The 24484-nt window shown below is 49.6% G+C and carries 24 protein-coding genes and 1 pseudogene; 7 read left to right on the top strand and 18 right to left on the bottom strand.

Annotated features, from left to right (window positions below):
* Positions 1 to 799 (top strand): IS1595-like element ISAxf1 family transposase (locus tag AXFE_RS16200; RefSeq protein WP_152626172.1); only part of this gene is annotated, 799 nt, incomplete at its 5' end.
* A gap of 147 nt (positions 800 to 946) precedes the next feature.
* On the opposite strand, the gene AXFE_RS16195 is transcribed toward AXFE_RS16200, so the two are convergent.
* Positions 947 to 3778 carry a bifunctional transaldolase/phosoglucose isomerase gene (locus AXFE_RS16195; protein WP_052606975.1) on the bottom strand — a complete coding sequence of 944 codons (2832 nt, stop codon included), beginning with the start codon at positions 3776 to 3778 and terminating at the stop codon, positions 947 to 949.
* Positions 3775 to 5871, bottom strand: coding sequence for a transketolase (tkt, locus tag AXFE_RS16190; protein ID WP_052606974.1), 2097 nt, complete (start codon positions 5869 to 5871; stop codon positions 3775 to 3777). The genes AXFE_RS16195 and tkt overlap by 4 nt, the downstream gene beginning before the upstream one ends.
* A 145-nt stretch (positions 5872 to 6016) precedes the next feature.
* On the opposite strand from tkt, the gene rpiA reads away from it, so the two are divergent.
* Positions 6017 to 6688 (top strand): ribose 5-phosphate isomerase A, encoded by a 672-nt coding sequence (rpiA, locus tag AXFE_RS16185; protein WP_052606973.1) that lies wholly within the window; start codon positions 6017 to 6019, stop codon positions 6686 to 6688.
* A 59-nt stretch (positions 6689 to 6747) separates the two neighbouring features.
* On the opposite strand, the gene AXFE_RS16180 is transcribed toward rpiA, so the two are convergent.
* From AXFE_RS16180 to AXFE_RS16170, 3 genes are all read right to left on the bottom strand, one after another.
* Entirely contained in the window at positions 6748 to 7446 is a 699-nt protein-coding gene (locus AXFE_RS16180; RefSeq protein WP_200891323.1) for an HAD family hydrolase, read from the bottom strand.
* 1 nt (position 7447) lies between these two features.
* A complete protein-coding gene (gene gnd / locus AXFE_RS16175) occupies positions 7448 to 8464 on the bottom strand; it encodes a phosphogluconate dehydrogenase (NAD(+)-dependent, decarboxylating) (RefSeq protein WP_052606979.1) in 1017 nt (338 codons plus the stop codon).
* Between the two features lie 298 nt (positions 8465 to 8762).
* Positions 8763 to 9059, bottom strand: coding sequence for a hypothetical protein (locus AXFE_RS16170; RefSeq protein ID WP_235347891.1), 297 nt, complete (start codon positions 9057 to 9059; stop codon positions 8763 to 8765).
* A gap of 1397 nt (positions 9060 to 10456) precedes the next feature.
* Between AXFE_RS16170 and AXFE_RS16160 the strand changes: the two genes are divergently transcribed.
* Positions 10457 to 10762 (top strand): hypothetical protein, encoded by a 306-nt coding sequence (locus AXFE_RS16160; RefSeq protein WP_152626171.1) that lies wholly within the window; start codon positions 10457 to 10459, stop codon positions 10760 to 10762.
* Positions 10763 to 11063: 301 nt separating this feature from the next.
* Here AXFE_RS16160 and AXFE_RS16155 read toward each other — a convergent pair whose 3' ends face one another.
* The 6 genes from AXFE_RS16155 to AXFE_RS16130 form a co-directional block, all read right to left on the bottom strand.
* Positions 11064 to 12821, bottom strand: coding sequence for an efflux RND transporter periplasmic adaptor subunit (locus AXFE_RS16155; protein WP_052606969.1), 1758 nt, complete (start codon positions 12819 to 12821; stop codon positions 11064 to 11066).
* Positions 12814 to 13677 (bottom strand): hypothetical protein, encoded by an 864-nt coding sequence (locus AXFE_RS16150; protein ID WP_052606968.1) that lies wholly within the window; start codon positions 13675 to 13677, stop codon positions 12814 to 12816. Before AXFE_RS16150 ends, AXFE_RS16155 begins: the two co-directional genes overlap by 8 nt.
* A gap of 54 nt (positions 13678 to 13731) precedes the next feature.
* Entirely contained in the window at positions 13732 to 14976 is a 1245-nt protein-coding gene (locus tag AXFE_RS16145) for an ABC transporter permease (RefSeq protein ID WP_052606967.1), read from the bottom strand.
* Between the two features lie 5 nt (positions 14977 to 14981).
* Entirely contained in the window at positions 14982 to 15740 is a 759-nt protein-coding gene (locus AXFE_RS16140) for an ABC transporter ATP-binding protein (protein ID WP_200891324.1), read from the bottom strand.
* A 5-nt stretch (positions 15741 to 15745) separates the two neighbouring features.
* Entirely contained in the window at positions 15746 to 16927 is a 1182-nt protein-coding gene (locus AXFE_RS16135) for an efflux RND transporter periplasmic adaptor subunit (RefSeq protein WP_052606966.1), read from the bottom strand.
* A gap of 175 nt (positions 16928 to 17102) precedes the next feature.
* Positions 17103 to 17486: an IS3 family transposase gene (locus AXFE_RS16130; protein WP_052606965.1), complete on the bottom strand. Its 384-nt coding sequence runs from the start codon at positions 17484 to 17486 to the stop codon at positions 17103 to 17105.
* Positions 17487 to 17847: 361 nt separating this feature from the next.
* On the opposite strand from AXFE_RS16130, the gene AXFE_RS16125 reads away from it, so the two are divergent.
* Entirely contained in the window at positions 17848 to 18096 is a 249-nt protein-coding gene (locus AXFE_RS16125) for a ribbon-helix-helix domain-containing protein (protein WP_052606964.1), read from the top strand.
* The gene (locus tag AXFE_RS16120) at positions 18090 to 18404 is read left to right on the top strand and encodes a type II toxin-antitoxin system PemK/MazF family toxin (RefSeq protein ID WP_052606963.1); all 315 of its coding nucleotides are present in this window, start codon (positions 18090 to 18092) and stop codon (positions 18402 to 18404) included. The genes AXFE_RS16125 and AXFE_RS16120 overlap by 7 nt, the downstream gene beginning before the upstream one ends.
* 656 nt (positions 18405 to 19060) lie before the next feature.
* Here the strand turns inward: AXFE_RS16120 and AXFE_RS16115 are convergent.
* The 3 genes from AXFE_RS16115 to AXFE_RS16105 form a co-directional block, all read right to left on the bottom strand.
* Positions 19061 to 19639: a Fic/DOC family protein gene (locus AXFE_RS16115; RefSeq protein WP_052606962.1), complete on the bottom strand. Its 579-nt coding sequence runs from the start codon at positions 19637 to 19639 to the stop codon at positions 19061 to 19063.
* Positions 19640 to 19643: 4 nt separating this feature from the next.
* A complete protein-coding gene (locus AXFE_RS16110; RefSeq protein WP_052606961.1) occupies positions 19644 to 20009 on the bottom strand; it encodes a hypothetical protein in 366 nt (121 codons plus the stop codon).
* Positions 20010 to 20161: 152 nt separating this feature from the next.
* Complete coding sequence (locus AXFE_RS16105) at positions 20162 to 20581, bottom strand: 3-isopropylmalate dehydratase small subunit (RefSeq protein WP_052606960.1); 420 nt, start codon at positions 20579 to 20581, stop codon at positions 20162 to 20164.
* 791 nt (positions 20582 to 21372) lie between these two features.
* Here AXFE_RS16105 and AXFE_RS16100 point away from each other — a divergent pair.
* Positions 21373 to 21663: a putative quinol monooxygenase gene (locus AXFE_RS16100; protein WP_052606959.1), complete on the top strand. Its 291-nt coding sequence runs from the start codon at positions 21373 to 21375 to the stop codon at positions 21661 to 21663.
* Positions 21664 to 21910: 247 nt separating this feature from the next.
* Here AXFE_RS16100 and AXFE_RS21115 read toward each other — a convergent pair whose 3' ends face one another.
* From AXFE_RS21115 to AXFE_RS16090, 4 genes and pseudogenes are all read right to left on the bottom strand, one after another.
* Positions 21911 to 22138: a transposase gene (locus tag AXFE_RS21115; protein ID WP_082058844.1), complete on the bottom strand. Its 228-nt coding sequence runs from the start codon at positions 22136 to 22138 to the stop codon at positions 21911 to 21913.
* Positions 22134 to 22583, bottom strand: a complete 450-nt coding sequence (locus tag AXFE_RS16095) for a transposase (RefSeq protein WP_052606958.1) — start codon at positions 22581 to 22583, stop codon at positions 22134 to 22136. Before AXFE_RS16095 ends, AXFE_RS21115 begins: the two co-directional genes overlap by 5 nt.
* Positions 22580 to 22741 carry a transposase gene (locus AXFE_RS20170; protein WP_160291907.1) on the bottom strand — a complete coding sequence of 54 codons (162 nt, stop codon included), beginning with the start codon at positions 22739 to 22741 and terminating at the stop codon, positions 22580 to 22582. Before AXFE_RS20170 ends, AXFE_RS16095 begins: the two co-directional genes overlap by 4 nt.
* Positions 22731 to 23033, bottom strand: a pseudogene (locus tag AXFE_RS16090) (hypothetical protein); the annotation flags it as partial. The pseudogene AXFE_RS16090 and the gene AXFE_RS20170, both read right to left, overlap by 11 nt.
* Before the next feature lie 896 nt (positions 23034 to 23929).
* Between AXFE_RS16090 and AXFE_RS16085 the strand changes: the two are divergent.
* The coding region (locus tag AXFE_RS16085; RefSeq protein ID WP_152626169.1) for an aldehyde dehydrogenase family protein at positions 23930 to 24484 on the top strand (555 nt) is incomplete at its 3' end.

The following is a 24484-nucleotide window of genomic DNA, read 5'->3' as shown; positions in this document are numbered from 1 at the left end:
AAATGCAGCATCTCGAGCTCCACTTTTTCAATGTAAATCTTGTCACCGTCAAACTAGCGTTACCTCCGGAACCATCTTCCATCGAAGCCATATCTCTTTATCCAAGTGGTTCTCCGCTATCTATCTATTGTCCAACGACAAGCGTGGTCTTTCGGCTACTACCATTGCTAAATTCGTTCAAGTATCTTATTCGACTGGCTGGTTGATGCTAAATAAGCTACGAAAAGCAATGGCTGACCGAAATGGTTTATATAAACTTGGAGGAAACGTCCAGGTAGATGAGTTCTTTTTAGGTGGTGAGAGCCATGGCGAAGGCAGAAGAGGAAAGGGAACAAAACAAACCAATGTCCTAATTGGAGTGTCGATTAGCAATGGTGCTCCTACTCATTGCTTCATGGAAGTAATCAAAGATACCACTGCTAAATCATTCAAAGATGTTTTTGTGAGACGTTTAGATTCCGATACCAAGCTGATAAGTGATGGTAACCCAAGTTACGGGGTATGTGCTCGAGACCTTGGACTAGCGCATTCGATCACTCTATCCAAAGACGAACAAGCACATGTAACATTCAAATGGCTCAACATCCTGATAGGGAACTGCAAGAAATTTATCGACGGAACATACCACGGACGTGAGGAACATAAGCAACTTTACCTCGAGGAATTCGCATACCGATTCAACCGAAGGCACTTTGAAATGTCCTTGGTAGAGCGACTTCTCAATACATGTGTGTTTGCGTCTCCACATCCGCTACTCCGCGAATCTGATTCCAAAGTGGCTCTTGCTTACGAAACTTGATAAGTATGTATCCATTTTAGTTCCTTGGTCTTTGTGGTAGTGAGAATGCTGGCCTGTTCGGAAAATCTGTCCATTGCCTCAATACTTGTACGAATTGGAGATCCACCATCGGGTGTCAAGCGATGGTGGATCAAAAAGATAAGGGATTTATTGATTTAGGGAGATCGTCCTGAGTGCTTCGCCTAGCCCGTCACGAAGCTGTTCCAGCCCGCGGGTCACTTCAGGGCCAAGATGGACCCGCAAAACCCGCCGCTCACGCGTGGCCAATACATCGAGGTCGCTTCTGGCCTCGGCCTCCTTTGCAACCCCGAAGCTATAGCGATGGCCAGGAACAACCAAACCTACGGCGTCATCGCAGGTGATCTGAAGGAAAACTCCGGTATTGGGTCCACCCTTGTAGGCCTGGCCTGTCGAGTGTTGGAAGCGGGGTCCAAACTCGCCACATGTAGCCACAAAGAGGATATCTCGCACCATCGTCCTCATCTGCGTTAGGATAGCCTGGTGAGCAGGTGACATCTGTACATAGGCGAGCAGTGCTACATAGTCACCAGCGCCAGCGCGGCTTATATGTGCCTTTAGATAGGAGACGAGATCCAGATTTCCTTTGACAGTGGAATTTAGCTCAGCACCGTTTCTGTCATCGGCATAGAGCGTCACCCCTTGGCCATCCCATAACTGCGACAGTACGGGTAGGCAACCTTCTGTGTCGTAGTTGTCTGTCAACTGACGAGCGAGCACCTTGGCCTCTTCGACGTCAGGCTGGTCGAAGGGATTTATGCCGATTATCGAACCAGCTACCGCGGTAGCAAACTCCCAACGGAAGAACTCACCTCCCAGACTGTAGGGGTCGGACACCTCGATGCGCAGGACGGGATGGCCAGCCTTTGTGAGTGCCGAAACCTTCTTTGCTTGCTCAGGATCGTCGTCGCCGGCGAGTGTTATATAACAAAAAAGACGATCGGAGCCATAGACCAAGGGCTTGCCGAGTGGTTCTTGGTCGATCGGCACAACGCCTTTGCCTTGCTTTCCAGTGGATTCGGCCAAAAGTTGTTCAAGCCAGGCGCCAAGATGAGCAATTCCAGGAGATAGGACTAGGGTGACCTTGTCGAAACCGGCATTTACGCAGGTGCCTATCACTGCGCCCAGTGCCAATCCGGGGTTGTCGCGGACTGGCATCGATGGAGAACATGCATGTGCCATTATCTCCGCCGAGGCGAACAGGCGCCCAACATCTAGCCCGCAGGCCGCGCTTGGCACCATGCCAAAGTCCGACAAAGCTGAGTATCGACCGCCAATTGAAGGCACGCCGAAGAATATCCTACGGTAGCCATCCCTCTTTGCCACGGCCTCCAAAGGAGAGCCTGGATCAGTGATAGCCACAAAGTGTGAGCCGGCTTTCTCGATGCCCACAGCTTCGATCATGCGCCCATAGAAGTAGGCAGCAAAGATGTTAGGCTCCAATGTGGTGCCTGATTTGGAGGATACGATAAAGAGGCTATGGGCTAAGTCGATGCTTTCCTCCATTGCCTTGATTTGTTCGGGGTCGGTGGAATCGAGAACGTGGAGCTTGGGAAATCCTTTTAGTGGGGCAAAAGTGTGTGCCAGGACGTCTGGGCATAGGCTCGATCCACCCATGCCCAGCACTACTGCGTCGGTGAATTTCGCTTTGTGGATCTCTGTGGCCAACGCTTCAAAACGATGGGTATGTGCAGCTTGGTCACGTGCTATGTCTAACCAACCTAGCCAAGCGTCTTCGCCGTGGCCAGTCCAAACCGTTGAATCATGAGCCCAGAGCCGGGCCACCTTCCCTTTTGCTCGCCACTCATCGATCGTCGCGTCCACTTGATTGGCTATATCGATCGGCAAAGAAAGGTGGAGATTCCAGTTATTTCTTTCGCTTTTATCTGCGAGAGCCTCTTCCACCGAGGACAAGAGCTGACGAAAGGCGACCGAGAACTTTTCTACCCCCTCTTTGAGCAGCTGATCGAGCACCTCTGAGAGCTCTACCCCTTGGCCGCTTAAGCTATCCAAGAGAGCCTGAGCCTCTTTTAAGTTTTCTTCTAACGTAGAAGCTACCGTGCCGTGAGCGGCAAAAGTCTCATAGGTTGCCGGCGGTACCGTGTCGACGGTGTCGGGGCCAATAAGCGATTCGACATAAAGTAATTCGGGTAGTGAGGGGTCTTTGGTGCTTGTGGAAGCCCAAAGCAGGCGCTGTGTTTGGGCTCCGGATCGCTTTAGGAGATCCCAGCGCTTCCCGGCAAATAGTCGCTGAGAGCAAGCGTAAATAACCTTGGCATTAGCGATGGCTACCTTGCCGGAAAAGGAATGGTCGAGACGGTTCTCAAGTGCGGAGTCTAATCGGCTGACAAAGATACTGGCAACTGAAGCGATAGTGCTAATTCCACCGCCTGCGGCAAGGCGATCCTCGAGGCCCGCCAGATAGGCCAGGGCCGCCTCTTCATAGGCGCCACGGCCGAATAACAGAGTCACATTGACATTGATGCCGGCGCCAATCAGCTGCTGAATAGCTGGGATTCCCTCCAAGGTACCGGGAACCTTTACCATAAGATTAGGCCTGTCGATCGTACCCCACAATCGCTTTGCTTCAGCGACTGTAGCGGCGGTGTCGTGGGCCAACTCGGGGGAGACCTCCATGCTCACGTACCCGTCGGTGCCGCCGCTTTCTTCGTAAACCGGGCGAAATATGTCGGCTGCATTACGGATGTCGTCGACCGCCAGAAGCTCATAGGCCGACTTGGCATCCATAGGCCCCGAGCGGCGCAACTGAGCAATTTGCTCGCTATAGTCCCCAGAGCCAGCGATGGCTTCATCAAAGATTGAGGGATTCGAGGTCATGCCCCGTAGTCCGTCTTGTTGCACCATGCGCTCTAGGTCTCCTGAGACAAAGAGGGAACGGCGAATACCGTCGTACCAGATGCTTTGGCCGAGCTTGAGTGCTTGACTGATTGGTTCTTTCATCTGTTTTTCCTTTGATTTTGAAGTTGAGTTTGAAGTTGCTGACGAATCGTATCTGCCACCTTTTCAGGGGTGAAGCCGAACTTGTTCTGAAGGTCTTTCAATGGAGCTGAAGCTCCGAAGGTGTGCATACCGACTACTGCGCCATCGATGCCCACATAGCGGTGCCAACCAAAGGTGGATGCCTCTTCAACTGCTACCCTTGCAAGGATCTCCGGAGGAAGAACCGAATCTCGGTAGGTGGCTGGCTGGCGATCAAAGAGCTCGCAACTGGGCATACTTACCACTCGAACTGCGATCCCTTGCGAGCTTAGCTCTTCATAGGCCGCTATTGCTAACGAGACCTCGCTGCCAGTGGCAATGACGATAGCCTCGGGTGGCCCATTGATGGGGTCTGCTAGCACGTAGGCGCCTCTGGCAACCCCTTTTGCAGAGCCATATCTAGAGCGGTCAAGGGTTGGCACCGCTTGGCGTGTGAGGACCAAGGCAACCGGGTTGTGTTGTAGCTCCATAATGACTCGCCAAGCCTCGGCTACCTCATTCGCATCCGCTGGGCGGAGCACGATGAGGCCCGGTATGGCCCTCAACGAGGCAAGCTGCTCTATCGGCTGATGGGTGGGGCCGTCTTGGCCCATACCTATCGAGTCGTGGGTGAAGATATGGATGACAGGTATTTCCATAAGTGCCGATAGACGGATCGCGCCTCGAGCGTAGTCGGAAAAGACTAGAAATGTGGACCAGTAGGGCCGTACCTTAGAGAGCGAGAGCCCACTTGATATAGCTGCCGCACCGTGTTCACGGATCCCGAAATGGAGGTTTCGGCCGTTGTAGTCAGCCGCCTCGAAGTCCCCGGCGCCAGCGAAGGTAAGGTGGGTCAGAGTTGACGGAGTCAAGTCGGCCGATCCTCCAAGGAGCCAGGGCACTCGAGGGGCGATAGCATTGAGCACCTCCCCTGATGATTCACGGGTAGCCATTCCTTTGGGGTCAGAGTTGAAGGTAGGAATGTCGACGTCCCAATGTAGTGGAAGTTCGCGATGCTGCATAGCCAAGATCTCGGCTGCTAGGGTTGGATGTTTACGTTCGTAGTCGGCGAACAACGAGATCCATGCCGCCCGTAGCTCGCCACCTCGAGCTCCGATCCCCTTTGCGAAGTGCTCATAAACACCCTCAGGAATCAAAAACTTGGCATTTTCGGGCCAGCCATAGCTATGTTTGGCCTTTTTAGCCTCCTCTGCACCTAATGGCGCTCCGTGGGCTGCACTTGTATCTTGAACGTCAGGAGCACCAAAGCCGATGTGGCTGTCCACTATTATGAGGGTGGGCCGTTGCGTTTCATCACGGAATACTTGAAAGGCCTTGGCCAACATAGAAAGGTCATTTGCATCGCTCACCTTGGTGACGTTCCAGCCATAACCCAAAAAGAGACTGCTCACGTCCTCGCTGAATGCGAGCGCTGTAGGGCCTTCGATGGTAACTTTATTATTGTCGTAGATCCAGCAGAGATTGGAAAGTCCCAGGTGGCCGGCGAGCGACGCGGCCTCGTCGGAGATACCTTCCATCATATCGCCGTCGCCCATGAGTGAATAGACCTTATAGTCGAACAGATTGAAGCCGGGTTTGTTGTATCGACTGGCCAACCAGGCCGAGGAGATGGCCATGCCTACCGAGTTCGCTACTCCCTGACCGAGTGGTCCTGTCGTGGTTTCCACCCCGGACGTCCAGCGATACTCTGGGTGGCCAGGACAGCGCGATCCCAACTCACGGAAGGTCTTGATATCCTCAAGGGTGACCGATGCATGGCCCAAGGTCTCATAAGCAGGGTTGACCGCTTTTACTCCGGCTAGGTGCAAGAGCGAGTAGAGGAGCATCGAGGCGTGACCCGCTGAGAGTACGAAACGGTCCCGGTTTGGCCAGAGTGGATCGGCGGGATCGAAATTCAATTCGTACTGCCAGAGTTGGTAGCCGACAGGCGCCATCCCCATAGGAGTTCCGGGGTGACCGGAATTTGCCTGCTCTACGGCATCGATGGCGAGAGTCCGGATGGTGTTGATGCTGATTGTGTCGAGATCACCTGATGGTCGATGTGTTGTCGTCATAGTTGTCCTTTCGTAGGAATTGAGTTATGCTTTTCAAAAAACTGCTGCGTCGAGAAGGTCGCAACCCCGGTAAATCTCCAGGAGGGATGGATCTTTTGGGCCACCAACTTCTGGACGATAGATCCTCATAAGGTGAGAAAATAATTTGACGAAATCTGAAGCGGAAATTCTCCATATCGAAACTGAAAAACGCCTCGCTGCTGAGGCAGCAGCCGAACTGGTAGAAGAGGGCATGACCGTGGGTCTCGGTACCGGATCGACGGTTGCATATCTGCTCCCGGCCCTTGCTCGCCGTAAGCTGGAGATCTCTTGTGTGGCAACTTCGTTGGCCACCTTTGACGTAGCGCGGGAAATGGGGCTGAGGGTTCAGCCTTTTACCGGTATCGACCATCTTGACATCGCAATCGACGGAGCCGACCAAGTGGACCCCGTAGGTTGGCTCGTCAAGGGCGGAGGTGGAGCTCATACCAGGGAGAAGATCGTCGCTGGCGCATCGCAGCGATATGTGGTGATCGTCTCTTCGAACAAGCTGGTGGATACTCTGGCGGTCCCCATCCCTCTCGAGCTGCTGGCCTTTGGCATCGACGCTACTCGTTGTCAATTGGGCGACGTCCGTCTCACCCACGCACCAATAAGTCCCGACGGGGGTGTTTTGGCTGGTTATTTTGGACCACTTGGCGACCCAGCCAAGTTGGCATGTCGGCTTTCGGCGACGCCAGGCGTGGTCAGCCATGGCCTGTTTCCACCTACTATGGTGAGCGATATCCTCGTTGGTCATGGCAATCAGGTCAACTGGCGCCATGTCGATGGCCAATAGTACCGGGCTAAATCCGCGCTGGGGGACAGGCTCAATCAGGGTTGTTTGCAAGAGAGCCATCACAGACCCGGAAATCCGTTCTCAAGGGATGAAAGGACGTAAACGCCGCCAGCAGCTTGGAGTTCATCGGTCGAATAGTGGCCACTTGCTACCCCTACCGATATAGCACCTGTTGCGTTGGTCGCGGTCATGTCGTGAGGGGTGTCTCCCACAACATAGACCTGTTCCAGAGCGAGCTTGCCGTGGAGACGGCCGGCTTTTTCGATGGCAAGGCCAGTCAACTCAGTCCGGTCAGGTGAGTCCGAGCCGTAGGCCCCAAAGACAAAGAATCGATTGAGATTGGCAGGTATTAGCTTTGTGCGGGCCGCACCCTCCATGGCCCCAGAGACCAGACCAAGTCCTACTCCTGCCTCCAAAAGGCTTAGAATAAGCTTCTTGGCACCTGGCAGCACCCTATAACCTTGGGAGACCCCGATGTCATCGGCTAGATGCAGCAAATACTGTGCGTAAAGTCGGCCCAATTCGTCGGCGTTAGGATCACGGTGAAGAATTGCACGGAAAGTAGCTATTGCCACTTGCGGGTCTGTCTCACCTGCGGAGCTGTGCTCTCCGATGTCGGCTGGAATGCCATAAAGCTTATCGAAGGCGGCACTCCAGCTTCGCGCTCCTGATCCGCCGGTGTGAACGAGGGTCTCGTCGATGTCGAACAGTACAACTGCCGGCTTGGCGTGGGGAGTCATCTTTGTGATTGCTGACATATCATCCCTTCTTCTCATCGTGGCCGCCGAAGCCTTTACGCATTGCGGAAAGTACCTTGTTGGCGAAGTCATCAAGATCACGTGAGGCGAAACGAGAGTAGAGGGCGGTCGTGAGCACCGGAGAAGGAACTCCCTCTTCGATGGCGGCGAGGGAAGTCCACCGCCCTTCGCCAGAATCCGATACTCGCCCAGCGTAGCCGGCTAGGTCGGGTGAGTTGAAAAGGGCAGTCGCGGTCAGATCCAATAGCCAGGACTCGATGACGCTTCCGCGACGCCATACTTCTGCGACAGCTGTGGTGTCGATGTCGAACTGGTAGAATTGTGGTTGCTCCATAGGGGCGGTCTCGGCGTCAGACTCGGATTTTCGTTTTCCAGCATTCGCATTCACCAAGATATTGAATCCTTCAGCAAATGCCGCCATCATTCCGTATTCAATGCCGTTGTGTACCATCTTCACAAAGTGGCCGGCACCGTTGGAACCGCAGTGCAGGAATCCATGCTCTTCCGTGTCGGCCTTACCTTTGCGACCCGGAGTTCGGGGCGCTGAATCAATTCCCGGGGCGATGGTGGAAAAGATAGGTTCGAGGTGTTCAACAATCTTGCTTTCGCCACCAATCATGAGACAGTAGCCTCTGTCGATCCCCCAAACGCCACCACTCGTCCCGCAATCTACTAAGTGAATGCCCTTTTCGGAGAGCGATGTTGCGCGGGCCATATCGTCGCGATAGTAGGAGTTGCCGCCATCGATTATCATGTCTCCCCGTTCCATCGAAGAAGCTACTTCCTCAATTACTTTGCCAGTTACATCTCCAGATGGAACCATTACCCAGAGGGCACGGGGTTTGGAGAGCTTTGTTACCAAATCTGCCACGGAACTGGATCCGGTTGCTCCTTCCTTCTCCAGTGTTTTTATGGCGTCAAGATTCATGTCAAAGACGACACATCTATGACCATCTCTCATAAGACGGCGAACGATGTTTTCACCCATCCTCCCGAGTCCGACTACACCTATTTGCATTGGGTTATTTGTTGTCATTATCTGAATTCCTTGGATTACTTTTTGTAAATTGCCATACGTGTGCCATTGTCGGTTGGTGGACCTCATGTCCTGGGTTATCGTCTCCATGATTGGGGAGGTACCGAATCCGCAAATCGCCGAATCCGCAAATTGCTGAAAGCTTTGGAGAAGGTCATTTGTCAGGGTAGGGAAAAGTTGTCTGGTCTGATTCATCAACCGATTGAGAGGCCGCCAGCGCTACTGAATCACGATATCCACATTTGAAAATATCGCATAGTTGCCGATTGATAAGAGATTTCTAAAATAGGCGGTTGTAAGACTGTAGGGATTTTGCGAAGTTTGCGACAAAGGGAATATCCATTTTCACGTCCCTGTGGTTTTTATCCTCTTCGCTATTGGTCAAGATTGCAACTCTCACCTTTGGACCAAGGCCGCTACTTGTTAGTAGTTGGTTCGGATCACTATGTCGACTGCCACCTAGAAATTCCAAATGGAGTTGCTGTATGAATACCACTGCGACGTCGATGGTTGTCGCGATCAGTCCCTTGGCGCTATGAGCAAGCGATGCTTTAGATGAAAATGTACAATTCTCCACTCCAAGGCGAAGCATCAGCTAGGTCTGGGGTTTGAATCGTTCATCCCGGGTAAAGTTGCTCATCCAATTGCGGCGACGACAAGTGGTGCAGCGTTTCATTACAACGCCTGGGATAAGACGATACAGGCGACCCGCGACTACAAGGACGCAGAGGGAGTGGGCGGTTTTTTCTTGGAGAAATCTCGAGCAATGCTATAGACGACTAAGTCGTCTCGCGAGTTCGCGGGAATCTTACTTATTTGATTTGTGTCCCCAAGTTGGGACCACCTTTTCGGTGCATTTAATTTAGAGGTCGATGGTGAGGAAATTTGGCTGAATCTGGACTCGCTCGCTTGCTTACCTATCCAGTGGTGGGCACATCCCCGTCTGTGTAAAAAACGTGGAGCAGTTTGGTTTGAGATCGGGCCAGGAGGTTGGATGGCGGCGGTGGCTGCTACCGTGAATGATTGCAATTGAGAATGAGTTCTAGATGAACCAACCTCTAACTTCGTACAGTCACATTTTTGCACCGCTTTGAGGTATTTGGTGTATAGGTTTTTTCGGTCAATGATGGTTTGCTGATTTAGTGATACCGTATTCAATACTACTCCTTAGTTCTAGACATCTCTAAGGAAAAATACTCGGGATTAGCAACGCCGAGGTTTGGTACAACGATGTAATAGAGCGAGCTTTAGTGGCTTAGCCGGAAGTGATGACACCTGATGCTAACACCGATGGAAACGTAAAACAATAGCAGGACCGAAGTTCAGCTAGTCTATTTTTGAAAACCGGACCTTATTTAGGGTTAGTACGCTTGTGCAACTTAGGTTCGGTTCTGATTATTATTGTCGAGCCCACAAACGATGAGTGTGAGTGCCTGGCAATCATTAAAAGTCAAGTTGAGTTCGTAACTTCCTCCCAAATCTCATGGACATATCCCCTCCTTCGTCGATCGTCATGAATGCAATAGGTCGTAAATCCCATAAAAGCGAATAGCAATTAGAGTGCAGCGTTAAATGTATATCATCGACTTAGGCCGTGCCGTATGGCCGTTTGGAAGGAGGTGTAAAACTGCCATGTGGTTTTTTAGCAACTTGCGTTAGCCAAAGCGGCCCTAAAGACGTAAGTGGCTGTCAACGGCCATTTGAAAATGCATAAATATGGCCATTTGGTATGAATGAAATTGGTCACAAAAATTGCATACAGGATGACCGCCTAGCGTGACGGCCCACTCTCGGGTCTCCTGGACCCGAGAGTGGGCATGCAAAGGCGGTCTGGCTATCACTTTTTGAGAAAAAAGAAGAATGAAGGCCCTTATCTTGGGGCATTATGGATTTATCCAGTTCCTAATGCCGAGAAAGGGCCCAAAGTGAAGGATAGCAAAGAATCCATGGAAATTATTGAGGCTTACGATCTTTTTGGATCGTATAACGGAGCAGCGCAGTTCGTTGGCTGTTCTCCTAATACCCCTAAAGAAGTATGTTCAAGCAAGAAATGCCGGACAACTGATACGACAGGGTCAATATGAGAGGCGTCCTAAGGCCACCGATAAGTACGCTGGCGTAATTGAGGAAGCCGTTGACAAGTCTAAGGCTAAGGTCCGGGCTAAGGCGATCCATGTCAGGCTGGTGGCGCTAGGTTATAACGGTTCAATTCGAAGCACTAGAAGAGCTGTAGCTGCAGCCAAGGTCGCCTGGAGGAAAGCCAACGAAAGCTACTTCTAACTCCTAAATGGTTAGGTTTTACAAGCAATCCAATTCAACAATTCCAGATCTACGCCAGCGGCAAATGTCAGTTATCGAAGTGGACTTCGACCCAAGAGAATTCAAGAATCTAAAACCGGCGATATCTCGGTCTGTTTAAATGCAATACCAAAAAAAAGGGGGGGGATGGGTCAAAATATCTTGCTCATAGTGGGTCAAAAATATCTTGCTGACTACACGTGCTAAAAGATTGTATGAGTAGCTCAAAAACAGAACGATATAAGCTCAAGATAAAGATCGAGCGCTGCCAGATCAAAACTTCCTAACCCGCACTATTACGAGCGGCCTTAGCTCCCCCTAGACCACGTCCCCCTAGACCACGTCCCCCTAGAGCACGACCTCCGCCTAGGGCCCTTAGGGCGCCAAAACGGGTCGTTAGCGTACTCGTCGCTGGAATGGCTAGCGAGTTGTTTGCAAGTACCACCGGTTCGCCAGGGGTCAGCCCTGAGAGTATTTGCGTATAGATACTCCCAACTACTCCGATCTCGACGGTCACATTCTTGATCGAAGAGCCCTTCAGTACCTTCACATAGTGCAACAAACCATTGGTGGTAACTGCGGAGGTTGGGACTGTTAGCACATGGGCAGCTGAGGCTAGATCCATCGTGATACTAGCTTGACCACCAGATAGATGGTTTAAATTATTTGCCGCAAATGTAATAGTGACCGGATATGTGGTGGCTGAAGCGGAGGTGTTAGCTGCACCGATAGCAGTGACGGTACCAGCAACTGGGACCATCGTCATGTCGGGTGTAACTGTCGCCTTTGATCCAAGATGGATCATGGGTAACTGGCTTGGAGAAGCCGAAAAGGTGGCGGTGTAGTCATTACTACCTCCAATTATGACGAATTCACTTGATGATGAGGCTGCCCTTACAGAGCTATCGATACCGACACCAATAGATGCAACAGTACCCGCGATTGGTGAGGTCAGAGTAGCAAGGCTCAATTGTGCCGTTGCGTCAGCCACGTTCGCTTGAGCAAGAGAAACTTTAGCCTCATCAACAGCAACTTGCGTTGGCGTTGCTGGATTAGACGAGAAAGATTGTCCTCTATTATTCGTATTCGACTGACCTTGATTGGAGGTAGCGGCCTTGGGGACCGTAGAGGCTGATATCGCTTTTGTCAATTGAGATGTTAGAGATGTTACTTGACTAAGGTCATTGCCAGCGCTGCTTAGAGCGCTGGCACACGTCGTTGGAGAGGTCGCTGAAGAGCTCGACGATTGACCACCCATTAGTGGCTGGTTTTTCGTAGCAATTGTAGTAGTAGTAGTAGTAGTAGTAGAGGAGGTGGTCGGAACTGGGGAACGGCGATGACCATGGCGATGAAAAGTAACGGTTGCCGGCGTGGTAGTGCTAGTAGTGGTTGTGGCTGCGGAAGGGCTAAGAACAGTAGTCGAAGTGGAGCTAGTTGCGGTGGTTGATGTCGAACTATTGCAGAGGGAGCTCACCAGAGATAGAGCAAGCGATAAATTACTCTCAGCTATATTCAGGGTATTTTGAGTCTGCAAAACTGGACTAGGACCAGTTGAAATCACAGTAGTAGAGGTGGTGGTAGTCGTAGTATTTTGGCTCGCAATATCGTTGGCTAACTTCAATTGAGCTAAAGCAAGAGAAGAATTAGCTGCCTGTAGCGTCGCATTCAAAGAGGATGAATCCAAAGTTGCAAGAGTCTGTCCTGCTTGTACGCTTTGACCAACGGTGACAGACACACTCGCTACTGTTCCAGCCACCGCAAAGTCAATGGTGCTCAAGCTAGATGGAGAAATAGTTCCGCTACTTGCAAGAAGCTGCTGAGCTGTTCCGACGTTAGCATAGGAAATTCGATATGAAGCCTTTGTGCCACGGCTGTAGCTATAGGCATAGACCGCCCCACCACCCACCACCAAGGTAGCTATGACTCGAAATGGTGTAGCCCATGAAGGAAATCGCTTGCGCTTTTTTTGGCTCTGAAGGTCGAAGTCAAATGCTTCCAGGTTCTGTTGTCTCTGCAAAGCACCGAAGTTTGAATCAACCAACGTTTCCTCCAGGGGCTCCGCCACCAAATCCAAAACGCCCAGTTGCTACACAACCGTTTGCCGCAGGTGCAGATATCAAAATTCGAGTAGCTGCGACGGCTCCAATTGAATTCATGGTTCCTACCGCTCTGGCGCATTGGCCAACTACTAAATCAGAAGTAGTAGCAGTAGTCAATTGGGTATAGGTCGTCGATGAAGTTAACGTAACAGCTATTGAAGTAGTCGCTCCCGTCTTGCGGTTAACTCGATTCACCTCGACAATACCATTCGATATCGATGTGACTAATCCAGATGCCGTTGCAAAGTTCGCTCGACCGGGGAATCCTTTTGTGGATGAGGAACCGTTAGACAAGGTAGCGGATGCGGAACCTCTTCGAGATGCTCTTTTTAATCCGCCAAAACCTCCTGCTGGCGTACATTTACCATTTGTAGGTTGCGAAATTGCCACTGTCCTTGCGCTAACTGGCCGGCCGATTAAAGTTGAGGACGATGTACTAGACGAGGTAGGCGTTCCAATCGCACTAATACACACGCCTTGAACCACTTGGGAGGCTGTCGCTGCAATTGTCTTTGTGAGAACAGTCGAAGGCGATAGCGTTACCGTAGTCTGGCCAGTAGTTGGATTTTGAACCTCGAGGAGACTTGCGTTTACGGATGCAATAGTTCCATAGGTGCCTGGAAGTCCGCGACGTGTGCCACTTGAGGTTGTACTGGCCGACGTACCATTAGATTTTGTTACCGACGCTGCTTTTCCAACATGGGTGGTCGGCGTGGAAAGGGCGGTATTTGCTGAACCACATGCAGCAAGAAGGGAGCCAGCAAGGACTAAGGCGGCGGAAACTTTAAAGATCTTCACTCATCATCTCCTTATTTAATATTTCTATTTATTTGTATCATTTGAATTGAATAACTACTCGCTACGAAGCGCGTCGATTGGTGCCAGATTCGCTGCGCGACCAGCAGGATAGACGCCAAATCCAACTCCAATAGCAACGGCTACTACTACAGCTCCGACCATCGCAGGGATAGAGAGCTCGATTGGATTTGAGATAAAGTGCGGAAGTACAACTGCACCTGCTATCCCTAGGGCTACTCCAATGATGCCACCTACGAGTCCCAAGATGGAAGCCTCTATCAAAAATTGCCTTCTGATTACCCTAGGTGTAGCTCCAAGAGCCTTTCTTAGGCCAATCTCGCGAATTCTCTCTGTGACCGAGACCATCATGATATTCATAACCCCAATTCCACCTACCAAGAGTGATATTGCCGCTACTCCACCTAGCAGAATGGTCAATGTTTTATCTACAGATGTTGCAGTAGAAAGTACCGACTGCTGCGACTGTATTGAGAAGTCGGCATTTGCGCTCGAAGTGATTCCATGAAGTGCCAGCAACTCTGAATTTGCCTCTTGGTATGCTGCACTTAGCGAGGCGGAAGAATTTGCCTCAATAAGTATCGAACCCACGCTATCTCTATTGGCCCCACCAACTACCTCGCTCCTAAATGTGGTGAAAGGTATTATTGCTTGATCATCAAGGCTTGCAGACGTGGAAGAAGTATTTGAAGAACCAACCGTGTTCAATATCCCGATAACCGTCATTGGTACTCCATTGATGCTAACTGATTGACCGACTGGATCACGTCCGCCAAAGAGTTCAGCCGCAGTAACTGACCCAAGTACAACTACATTGGCTTGCGTGGTCAAATCAACGTTCGCAATGAATCGACCTTGCGTAATCGACCTACCGCGGACTGAGAGCCAAGACGGATAGGTACCTACCACCGAAGTCGTCCAGTTATTACCACCTGCCACCAAAGTCGCATTCGATGTTGACGTGGCCGCAACTGCTTTAATATCAGGCGCGACAATTGGGTTAGCTAGAGCTTGGGCATCAGAGAGAGTCAGCGTGGAAGCTGAACCAAAGCCACCACGAATTCCTCCCGTCGAAGTAGAGCTACCAGGAGATACTGTTAGGAGATTCGTGCCAAGTGCACTAATCTCAGAGGCGACTTGGCTTTGAGCTCCTTGGCCTAGGCCAACTGTAAGTATTACTGCGGTAATTCCTATCATTACCCCAAGGATTGTAAGGATCGATCTAAGCCTATGGGTGAGAATTGACGACAAACCGGTTCGCAAGGTTTCAAAGATGTTCATACCTTCTACTTGCTCCGATCGGCTTCAAAGATAAGACCATCTCGAATTGAAATAATTCGTTCTGCCTGCGATGCAACATCGCGATCATGGGTGATAAGCACTATGGTACGCCCACTTTGATGCAGTTCACGAAAGAGGTTTAAGACGTCGGTCGCGGCCTTTGAGTCAAGGTTACCGCTAGGTTCATCAGCTAGAATAAGTGCTGGATTGGTAACAAGAGCCCGCGCAATGGCAACCCTTTGCTGCTGTCCTCCGGAGAGCTCGCCAGGGCGATGGTCTATGCGTTCTCCGAGGCCGACCCGTCCCAATGTATCGATTGCAAGTTGGCGGCGGCGCCGACTGTCCAAACCAGCATAAATTAAAGGCAACTCCACATTGCGCCATGCGTTCAACGAAGAAAGCAGATTGAATTGTTGAAATACAAAACCGATCTTGCGATTTCTAACTTCAGCAAGTTGCTCCTCTCCCATCTCGGAAACGTCTTCGCCTGCTAATTCAAAGCTTCCCGATGTGGGCACGTCAAGGGCTCCAAGAATGTGCATCAAAGTGGACTTGCCAGAGCCAGAGGGGCCAATAATTGCGACGAATTCGCCGCGTTCAATTGAAAATGTTACGCCCTTTAGTGCTTCAACCTTGAACGAACCTGTATCGTATACCTTTCGGATCTCTCGAACTGCAATGACAGGGGTGGACTTTGTCGAAACAGGTAACGTTACGGTCGGATGGTTGAGTGGATTTGCAATTTCATCGAGTGATTCGTCCATAGACATTATCCCAACCCTCCACCAAATCCGCCGCCACCGAGTCCGCCGCCACCACCAAATGCGCGTCTAACTCTACCGCCACCTATCGCAACTCCATTTATGGTTAGCTTTGTCACGAATATCTTTTGTCCGGTGGTTATTCCCGAAGTTATCTGAGTTTGGCCTCCAGATGATATTCCTGTGGTAACGACGGTTGGAACTTTATTTCCATTTTGATCGAGAGTTACGGTTTCCTGTGATCCCGACACCGAAAGTGCCGTCGAGGGAACAAGTATTGCATTTGACACTACTTGCGTAATGATCGAAACGTTAGCTGAAAGGCCCACGTAAAGCCCTTTTGGAGCCCCAGTGACTGAAATCGTAACTGGGAAAGAAGAGACTCCCGAGGTAGTTGATGCCACTAAGCCTACCGATGTGACGACGCCATAGTCTGTTCCAGTTTGGCCCGGAATCGTAATAGTTGCCTGCTCGCCATCTTGTAGCTTACCAACCTGTGCTGAGGTCACTGTGGCGGATATTGTATATGAGTTGAGGGCGATAATAGATATCTGCGTAGTGCTTGCAAGGGCAGTTGACCCTGCGACTGTTCCTTTAGCATTAGTGACAGATGTACCACTTCCAGTGACCTGTTGGCCAACTGCAAGATTTACTGCGGTCACCGTTCCGGCGATGGGAGCAGTCAGGTTTGCATCATTGAGCGCTGTCTGTGCATTGCTAACTTGGGTAGTAGCCGATGCGATAGTTGCATTATCTGAAGCGATCTGCTGAGTTGATGCTGAGCTTGCCTCGTCGCTAGCGAGTACTGCTTGATCATTCGCCAAATTAGCTTGATCCAAATTCAAGGTCGCGGCTAAGGTCGTCGAATCTACACTTGCCAAAGTTTGCCCAGCTGTAACGTTCTGTCCCACTGTTACGTTAACTGCGTTTACTATACCTGATACTGCAAAGTTTACGTTGGCGCTATTTCCCGGTTCAACGGTACCAGTAGTTGCGATAGTGCGCGAAATAGTGCCCGATGTTACAGATTGCAGAACTGTCGATCTCTTTATGGTCGGTACCGCACTTGCCGAGGCACTCTTGGTCCTCTTTGTCAGATACCACGTCAATGAATTTGATGCAACTAGAATGATGATGAACACTGCAAACGTAGTTGTGCGCCGATTCCGGCTACCTCTGCCTTGTTCCAATTGTGACTTCCTTATTGATAACTCTTATAAAACTTTGGACAAAAACTGCTTAATCTATGTGTCCATACAAAATTAGTTATCTTAGGTTTCACTATTTTATTTCTGGGAGAATTATTAATCGGGCTAGATTTTCGGCTAGTAATCTGAGGTTGCCCACAAATAATAGACACATTGATTACTCCACCTTGGCGGACTCCAATAAGGTTAGCTCATAACCGACTGGTGAGACGTTACCGATCTTCGAGTACCGCCTTTTATGGTTATAAAAGTCCATGTAACCCCTAATCCCATCCCTTAATTCGGACACACCTTCAAATACGTGCCGGTAGAAATATTCGTGCTTGAAGATTGACCAGAACGATTCAGCACTTAGTGGTCCATCGCTGACGATAGATACAGCTTCTATACGTCTGTGTTCGTCTTTTACTTGACCGTATAGAGCCTCTTGGGAAATAGATACCTCATTAGCTACCTCTGCAACGTTCCTGCCAGAATCTATAACTCGATGCGCAGCTTCGGTCTTGAACTCAAGGGTGAATTTACGCCTTGTTTTCGACAAAAGTGACATCCTTTCTACCAACAATCTATGTTGGCTTGACAGGTGTCCACTAAATCTGGGTAACCTCAGTTGCTGGAGCCACCGGTGAGTGGACACTACATGCAATTTGTCACAACTTGAGAAAACTGGCTAATTCACGTCAAAACGGAGTGATAGCGCTGGCATAAAGAGGAAATAATCCCATAGCTGACCCAATGAGTCTGTTCTAGGAGCCATTCAGACGTTCTTAGGAGTTTGTTTGTCGTCGCTATAGCCAATAAATGGGTGAGACAGGAAAACAGACCGAAACCCGAAACTAATTCGGACTCACGCTCCTAGGTAAATAAATTGCCTTTGCATTACAAAAAGTTATACTAATTGTATGCCGCAGATTGTTACACGTTTAGATGAAGATTTGGCCAAGCAGGTGGACAAACTTATAGCCGACGGAATTGTCCCTAGTCGCTCCGAAGCGGTAAGGATAGGACTTGAATGGTTTGTTGATAAACACCGACGGGAAAGTATTGGTTTAGCAATCGCTGAGAGTTTCTTGCAACGACCTCAATCTGAAGAAGAGATCATTGGAATCGAAGGAGCCACCAAAGCCTTGATCGAGGAGGAACCATGGTAGCCGTCCCTCTTCAGGGCGAGATTTGGTGGGCAGAGACGGAGGATAAGCGAAGGCCGGTCCTTGTCGTTACGCGCTCGGAAGCAATACCAGTACTAACGGGCATCATAGTAGCTCCTTTGACACGAACCATTCGGAACATACCGAGCGAAATACGACTCGGCGTCAACGAAAACCTCGAAGTTGAGTGCGCCGCTTCGTTCGATAATTTGCAACGGATTGCTCGTTCTGCGCTGACTAGACGAGTTGGGAGTTTAGGCCCACGTTTTGGCGAACTATGTCACGCGATCAAAGCCATGACGGACTGCTAAGTAACTGCTTCAATCGGGAGACCTAAACTTTGGCTCCGCCGTAGCTGGATTAGTTATGAGTTCCCTTGCCCGACTATCTGAGTTACGTACTCAATCGACCTGGCGAAGTGCAAACTGTAGTTGCCAAGCGAACTGTATTTGTGATGAATTTCAGAGTCCGGCTGATTTCTTCGTCAAAGCATGCAGCACGGCAGTTTCTGGCAATTGTCCTGTTAGATCGCTGTGAGCGTTTGCGAAACTGCAAACGTTCACAGCGGGAAACAAGCGGACTGCTTTGGCTGCAGCTCATCTCGTGCTGACTGCCAATGGCTTAGATTCGGAAGCATATTTACCACCCGGGGATACTTAAATAAGAGGGTAATCCGCCCGTAGCGAAGACGGCGAGTAGTAAGTCACGGCTACTATGTTCAGAAATGCTGGGGCACTTGCCGTTAGCCGGGTAAAACCGGACCCAAGACCCAAAAGAGGTTTTGGTTTTAACGCCTTGATATAGGCGTTTAGCCCGATATTATGACCGGCTTGCCTTCAATCATGACGCTGTTGCCATATTGTCATGGGTAGTGGCTACAACGAGGTTCTTGCCCGACGAGGTTTGCTGCTAGTGTCGTCTATCTGGAGTGAATTCGATCTACCTTCGGATCAGAAGTTTTCTATAGTCACGTTACCCAAGGATCTATTAGTCGGTCGAACATCATGCGCATTAGGGTCTCCTGTCCACCGAAGCTAGCGACAGATGCAGATATGTTTTGTTCAGGTTTCAGCCGGTCCCATGCGATATGCGAGCTGGCATTGTGCGCTAACTGGCTGAAAAATACACGCTGAGTTCTACCGTTGAATTCTCGGAATGGATGCAGTGCATTAACATCACCGTAAAACGAAGTGAGTCGAGAGATAAACTCCTCCCGAGAGAGACCCTGTAAGAATTTGTGTGTGGCGAGGCGTCGAAAAATTTCATCCGCATAAGAACGTAAGTTTCCGACCGGGCAAAACATCTGTTGTTTTGCAATATTTACGTCACGCAGTTCTCCTGCCCAGCTGACCAAATCCTGAGCAATGTAACGATGTATTGCCTGAAGGTGTGCTATATCAAATTCTCCTTGGACCGGATGGACCTCTAATTCTCGGATGCGGCGTCGAGTAAAGTCAGCCTCTGCCTCACTCAGTCTATTGGCATCAGTGATACCGAGGAGATTACGAAGGACTCCATTGGCATCGACGTACTTGTCCCAAGACACTTGTTTAGGTTGGGGGTCCCTGAGTGTGGTGACGTTTTAGTGCAGTAAGTGCATCTGCGTCACTCAACTGACCTGCCGTTACCTGAGCCTCAAGCGAGTGGCTTAAAGCAGTGGGCTCTTGGCCTTCGGCCCTGACCGAGGCTAGGGCAACCATGTCTGTTTGGGAACGGTCCCGTTGCGACTGTAATTGATCTAGTTCAGTCATTATTTCCTGGTACTGCTGATAGGACAACAGAACCGCTTCTGGTGTGCGGTGCGCTCCCAGGAATAGAGGAGCAGCGGTTTTCCCTTCAGTGCGAAATCGTGCAAGAATCGCAGATAGTTTTTGACGAACTTCGACAACCGGAGCTACGACAAGTGGTTGTGCCATGTATCTAGTATAACAGAAATATGTGATAGTGCCAACAACGATGATTGATCAGAGTCAGCGACAGGTGCAAACCAAAAAAGCGCTCGAAATTTGGCAACAACCCAAAGAGCCACTAAGGCTGACTGGTACACATCTTATGCAAACTCTGGGCTTCATTTAGGAAGCCACGGATCCCAGGAGGACTCATGTCCTACAGTAGATTTCTCAAAAGTAAATGTAATATCTATCGGATCATATCTATGAATCAAGTTGAAATGAGACGCATTATCGAACCGAAATGGGGTCGGAAAAACTCCAGCTTCTCTACATGTGACGGTAGCGTTAGTAACATCGATTTCAATTTCTGCTTTTGAGTTCGCCTCAGTAGCCGCCATGATCAGCTCGACCGTATCATGACCGATCTCAACAGGAACTATTTCTTCTTGAGGGAGATTTCCCCGATGTATGGCGGCAACACTAGAGATAATGACTGCTTTGATTCCAAAGTCACGTAGTGCCCAAACGTCATGTTGTCTAGACGCCCCACATCCGAAGTTTTCATCAGCCACAATGATCGAAGCCTGAGACCGCATGGGATCGATGATGATAAAACTTGACTCTTCTCGCCAATTCTCGAAGAGTCCGCTTCAAGATGTAACTATTCGTCACTTTTACTTTTTCGCACCCACGTTAGTTTGACATAGCTGCAGTTGACCGATTGATAGAACGTGATCGTCAGATGCTGGAGCATTCTGGCAAGTTATGAAATTGCCTTCGGGTGTGGGGTCGACGTGATCGGGGACTTGGGTACCAGCAGCGTTGTCGCCTACGCATCCGGCAACACTTGATTCGCCGGAAATGGTGGACCCAATGGTCTTCTAACCGTGCCTAACTCAGCTGACAAGAAAGCGATCTGAGACTGCATGCTATCGGTCAAGCGGTATTGTTCTTGAGAAAGCGGGAGTGTAACCCCCTTCTTAAAGGGTGGGGTCGAGCGACTTCTGTTACACCATAGCACGGGGTAGACCGTTTTTGACAATCAATTCACGGCTCTATTGAACTTCATGTGGATCAACTAATTGGGAGCCTTCCAGGGTAATTACTTCTGGTCGCCCTCATATGCCGTTGTGTATTGCGGTGGAGCACCTTTAAAGACAGTGAAGAAGTAGATAGAAAGCCAGAAACTCACCTAGACGTAAATTAGGGAAACCAAAAAAGAATGAGGTCGCTTGGCCCCTCCTTTACGGAAACCGATTGCGCTCCCGTTGGTTCAAGGCAACAGTGGTTTCCTTGCTCTTAGTCTTGAAGGGAATAGTTTGTCGACAAAAAAGTCATCTTTGGTGGTAAATTCAATTGGCAAACAAAATTTGATTTAGGAGATGTAATGGCAGCGAAGGTTATCTTTGATTTTAAGTTCAATGAGGGAACAATTTCGGAGGGCAAGAAGACTGTTGGTGAAATCTTGGTAGATACCCGGAAGTTTGACGGTTGCCTTGGTGTCGAGGTAATCGAGGATGTCAAAGATTCGACTCATTTCGTTTTCATCGAAAGCTGGGTATCACAGGATCATTACTCAGCCTATACCACCTGGCGGGCAGGCGAGGGAAGGACGAACCTTGGTTCCTTCTTTGCCGGACCTCCAGCAGTCACAATTTATGAAACTACAGATATTTAGTAAGGTCTAAAAGCATGAGATTGAGCCTGTGGGCTATTCTTATGAAGATTTGAATTGACTTCATTGGCTCAATCCAAGGAAAAACATTTACTGAAGTGGTTGCGAAATCAATAACTTAGCGAGTTAGTGCTCGCAAGAACGTTGAACTCTCCCATTGAGGTTACCCAAGTAATGTGAACATGGGTTTATTGTTTTAACTGTTGATAAAAATACCTAATATATCCGGCTCTATTGACCTTCATGTGGATCAACTCGCCCTCTCGTACGGAAGTTTGAGATCAATTGGTCCACAAGAAAGCATCACCAAAGCTAGAGTCGCCTCAGCAGAATGAAGTCCATAGCATCTAGCAATGATCGATCGGATCTTGGTGTTCAAACCTTCAACTCGACCATTTGATACACCGAGTTCAATAGAAGCCATGATGCCCGCCTTATGGGTCCGAATTGTCTTTGACAATCGGACAAACGTTTCAATCTAAAGACCGAGCTGCACGCGAGCACCATCTCTCTAGAAGTTCATTTACCTCATCGCTGGAGAGATCTCCAGCGAAGACCGCCCGGAGGGATTCCTTCATCTCGTATGCCCGCCAGAGTTTTCCACCGGTACGCTTGATTTGGTAAAGGGTTTCGTTCTGACGTTCCGTTAGATCACCAGGATTCTTTAGTAGTGCCCACCGTGCACCTGCGAACTTGCGGGCATATTCTGGTGAAGGAAGCTTTCTCATCTGACGCCAGAGGTCGCATCTAACCTCTTCTAGGGCTTTCTGTTCCCAACTTGACCACGTGGAATGGATCGAGACAGATCCGTGCATCTGGGCAATGATCCGTAAATGCTTTGCCAAAAGCAGGGCCATATCCATAGTTGCCGCGGTAATCTTGGCGGCTCTATCCGGGCCTATATCACTGAAAAACCTATTCAAGCTACTTGCCTTTTTCCCTTTGCTCCATAGATAATCTTTCCGGTTTCGTGGTTGGTTACCAGAGTCAGATAGTTGTGATGCTTTCGATAGGAGCTCTCATCCACCCCTACCAAAAAGAGGTTCTCTAGTCGACTTCGATCGAGCTCTTCAGCCACCACCCGCTCGCAGATCATCCCTACCGTCCTGAAATGCAATTCCTGTGAGCTTGGTAACTGTGGTTTTATCCATTTTTGAGGTGCACCAGGCAACCAGGTGCTCGAAGTCTCTGGTGAAACGCGATTCACCGACTGGTCTGGCAAATGGAACCGATTCAGTTATTACTCCGTGGATTGGACACTTCAGTCGTCTAAGTTGACAGTAGAGCCATGTCTGACGAACTCCCATGTCCATATGTCTCCAGCGCGAGTTGACAGTTCTAGTGTCGTAGGAGAAGTTAGTCCTGTAATTGCAATTAGGACATGCAAGCTTGGTATGAGTGAGCTTGAGCTATATCACAATCTCGCCGTTTGACAGAGATACTTCACTTATAACGACACCTTCTAAGCCAAGAATCTGCTTAACGAAAGTGGTAGCGTGCTCGGGTCCGGTCTCCCTTTTTGAATGTTTCGTAACAGAAAAATTTAGGGGCTTGGATCCGGTCAAGTTTCTTGAAGGGCTATTTCAGATCCGAGAGTTAGGTGCGTACTGGGATTGGCACTTGCTTTAGTAGTATCTGGGACCCACATCTATGTCAATAGAGCCATATATCCTAGGACCTGAAGCTAATGATCTGAAGCTACAAGTCCATATCCTATATTGTCCTCGATTGCCCGAAAAAGAACTGAGACGTAGTTTTCCTTAGGAATTACGTAAATAAATACTGTTCAGCTTAAGTTTTAATGTGCGCAATACCTGACGCTTCGACAGTATGAGGGTGACCTGGGGCGAATCGGCAATCACAGAGTCCTGCGGAAATACTGCTTCTAAGCCACTCCTTGTCGATATCATCTAGGAAGTTATACGAAGTCGACTTCACTTCCAAATTCCCTAATTTACTGAGCAGAAGTCATCTGCACCACTTTATTTGCTATTTAAGAATCGCTATTGACTCCAGGAGAATTATTAGTAGCCAGCGAACAATTATGAAAATCGATAATGTTCAGATCGAGTAATGTGTGAGGCGTGTATGAAGGAAAATATTTTTCTACCCGATAGATCTCTCCGCCAACTGTAAAAGCCAAGGTCACGCACATCGGTAACGTAAGATTTCAGGAAGGCACTAGCGTCAAAGCTATAGATGCATTGAGGGCTTCTCACCGAAATAGATGTCCTGCCTCCCGTGCCAAGCACAACAGAAAGAGGCATAAATGGCTTATCAGACGGTAAATCCATATACAAATAAGTTAGTCCAGAGCTTTCCATACGCGTCAGATGCTGAGATCGACGCCGCAATCCTGAAATCTCACGAGGCGTTCTTGAATTGGCGTACCACCGGGTTCGAAGACCGATCGAAGGTCATGACGCGAGCAGCAGAAATACTTCGAGCTGATAAGCGTATGTTCGCGGATGTGCTGACGTTAGAGATGGGAAAGATATCCGCTGAGGCAGAGCTTGAAGTAGAACTTTGTGCCGACATCTTCGACTACTTCGCCGAGCACGGCGAAAGTTTCCTTAAGGATAAGCCCCTTGAGGTCAAGGGCGCTAAAGAGGGTACTGTGACGATTGTATTCGAACCGCTCGGAGTTATCTATTGCATTGAGCCGTGGAACTTTCCTTACTACCAGGTTGTGCGCGTTGCTGCTCCACAGATCCTCGCCGGAAATACTGTCTTACTAAAGCATGCGAAGAACGTGCCGGCTGCGGCACAGGCAATGCAGAAACTCTTCAATGATGCTGGGCTTCCCGATGGCGTCTTTACCAAC

It is taken from the genome of Acidithrix ferrooxidans, from assembly GCF_000949295.1.
In the GTDB taxonomy this organism is placed as follows: Bacteria; Actinomycetota; Acidimicrobiia; order Acidimicrobiales; family Acidimicrobiaceae; genus Acidithrix; species Acidithrix ferrooxidans.
The sequence above is the reverse complement of the archived record's forward strand: the minus strand, read 5'-3'. Positions and strand labels throughout refer to the sequence as shown.

Bases quoted from the DNA above. Each gene is read 5' to 3' on its own strand.
- tkt (WP_052606974.1), bottom strand. From the start codon at position 5,871: ATGACGACAACACATCGACCATCAGGTGATCTCGACACAATCAGCATC.
- AXFE_RS16105 (WP_052606960.1), bottom strand. From the start codon at position 20,581: ATGCGGTCTCAGGCTTCGATCATTGTGGCTGATGAAAACTTCGGATGT.
- AXFE_RS16100 (WP_052606959.1), top strand. From the start codon at position 21,373: ATGGCAGCGAAGGTTATCTTTGATTTTAAGTTCAATGAGGGAACAATT.
- AXFE_RS16110 (WP_052606961.1), bottom strand. From the start codon at position 20,009: ATGGCACAACCACTTGTCGTAGCTCCGGTTGTCGAAGTTCGTCAAAAA.
- AXFE_RS16145 (WP_052606967.1), bottom strand. From the start codon at position 14,976: ATGAACATCTTTGAAACCTTGCGAACCGGTTTGTCGTCAATTCTCACC.
- AXFE_RS16195 (WP_052606975.1), bottom strand. From the start codon at position 3,778: ATGAAAGAACCAATCAGTCAAGCACTCAAGCTCGGCCAAAGCATCTGG.
- gnd (WP_052606979.1), bottom strand. From the start codon at position 8,464: ATGCAAATAGGTGTAGTCGGACTCGGGAGGATGGGTGAAAACATCGTT.
- AXFE_RS16180 (WP_200891323.1), bottom strand. From the start codon at position 7,446: ATGTCAGCAATCACAAAGATGACTCCCCACGCCAAGCCGGCAGTTGTA.
- AXFE_RS16125 (WP_052606964.1), top strand. From the start codon at position 17,848: ATGCCGCAGATTGTTACACGTTTAGATGAAGATTTGGCCAAGCAGGTG.
- AXFE_RS16140 (WP_200891324.1), bottom strand. From the start codon at position 15,740: ATGGACGAATCACTCGATGAAATTGCAAATCCACTCAACCATCCGACC.
- AXFE_RS16120 (WP_052606963.1), top strand. From the start codon at position 18,090: ATGGTAGCCGTCCCTCTTCAGGGCGAGATTTGGTGGGCAGAGACGGAG.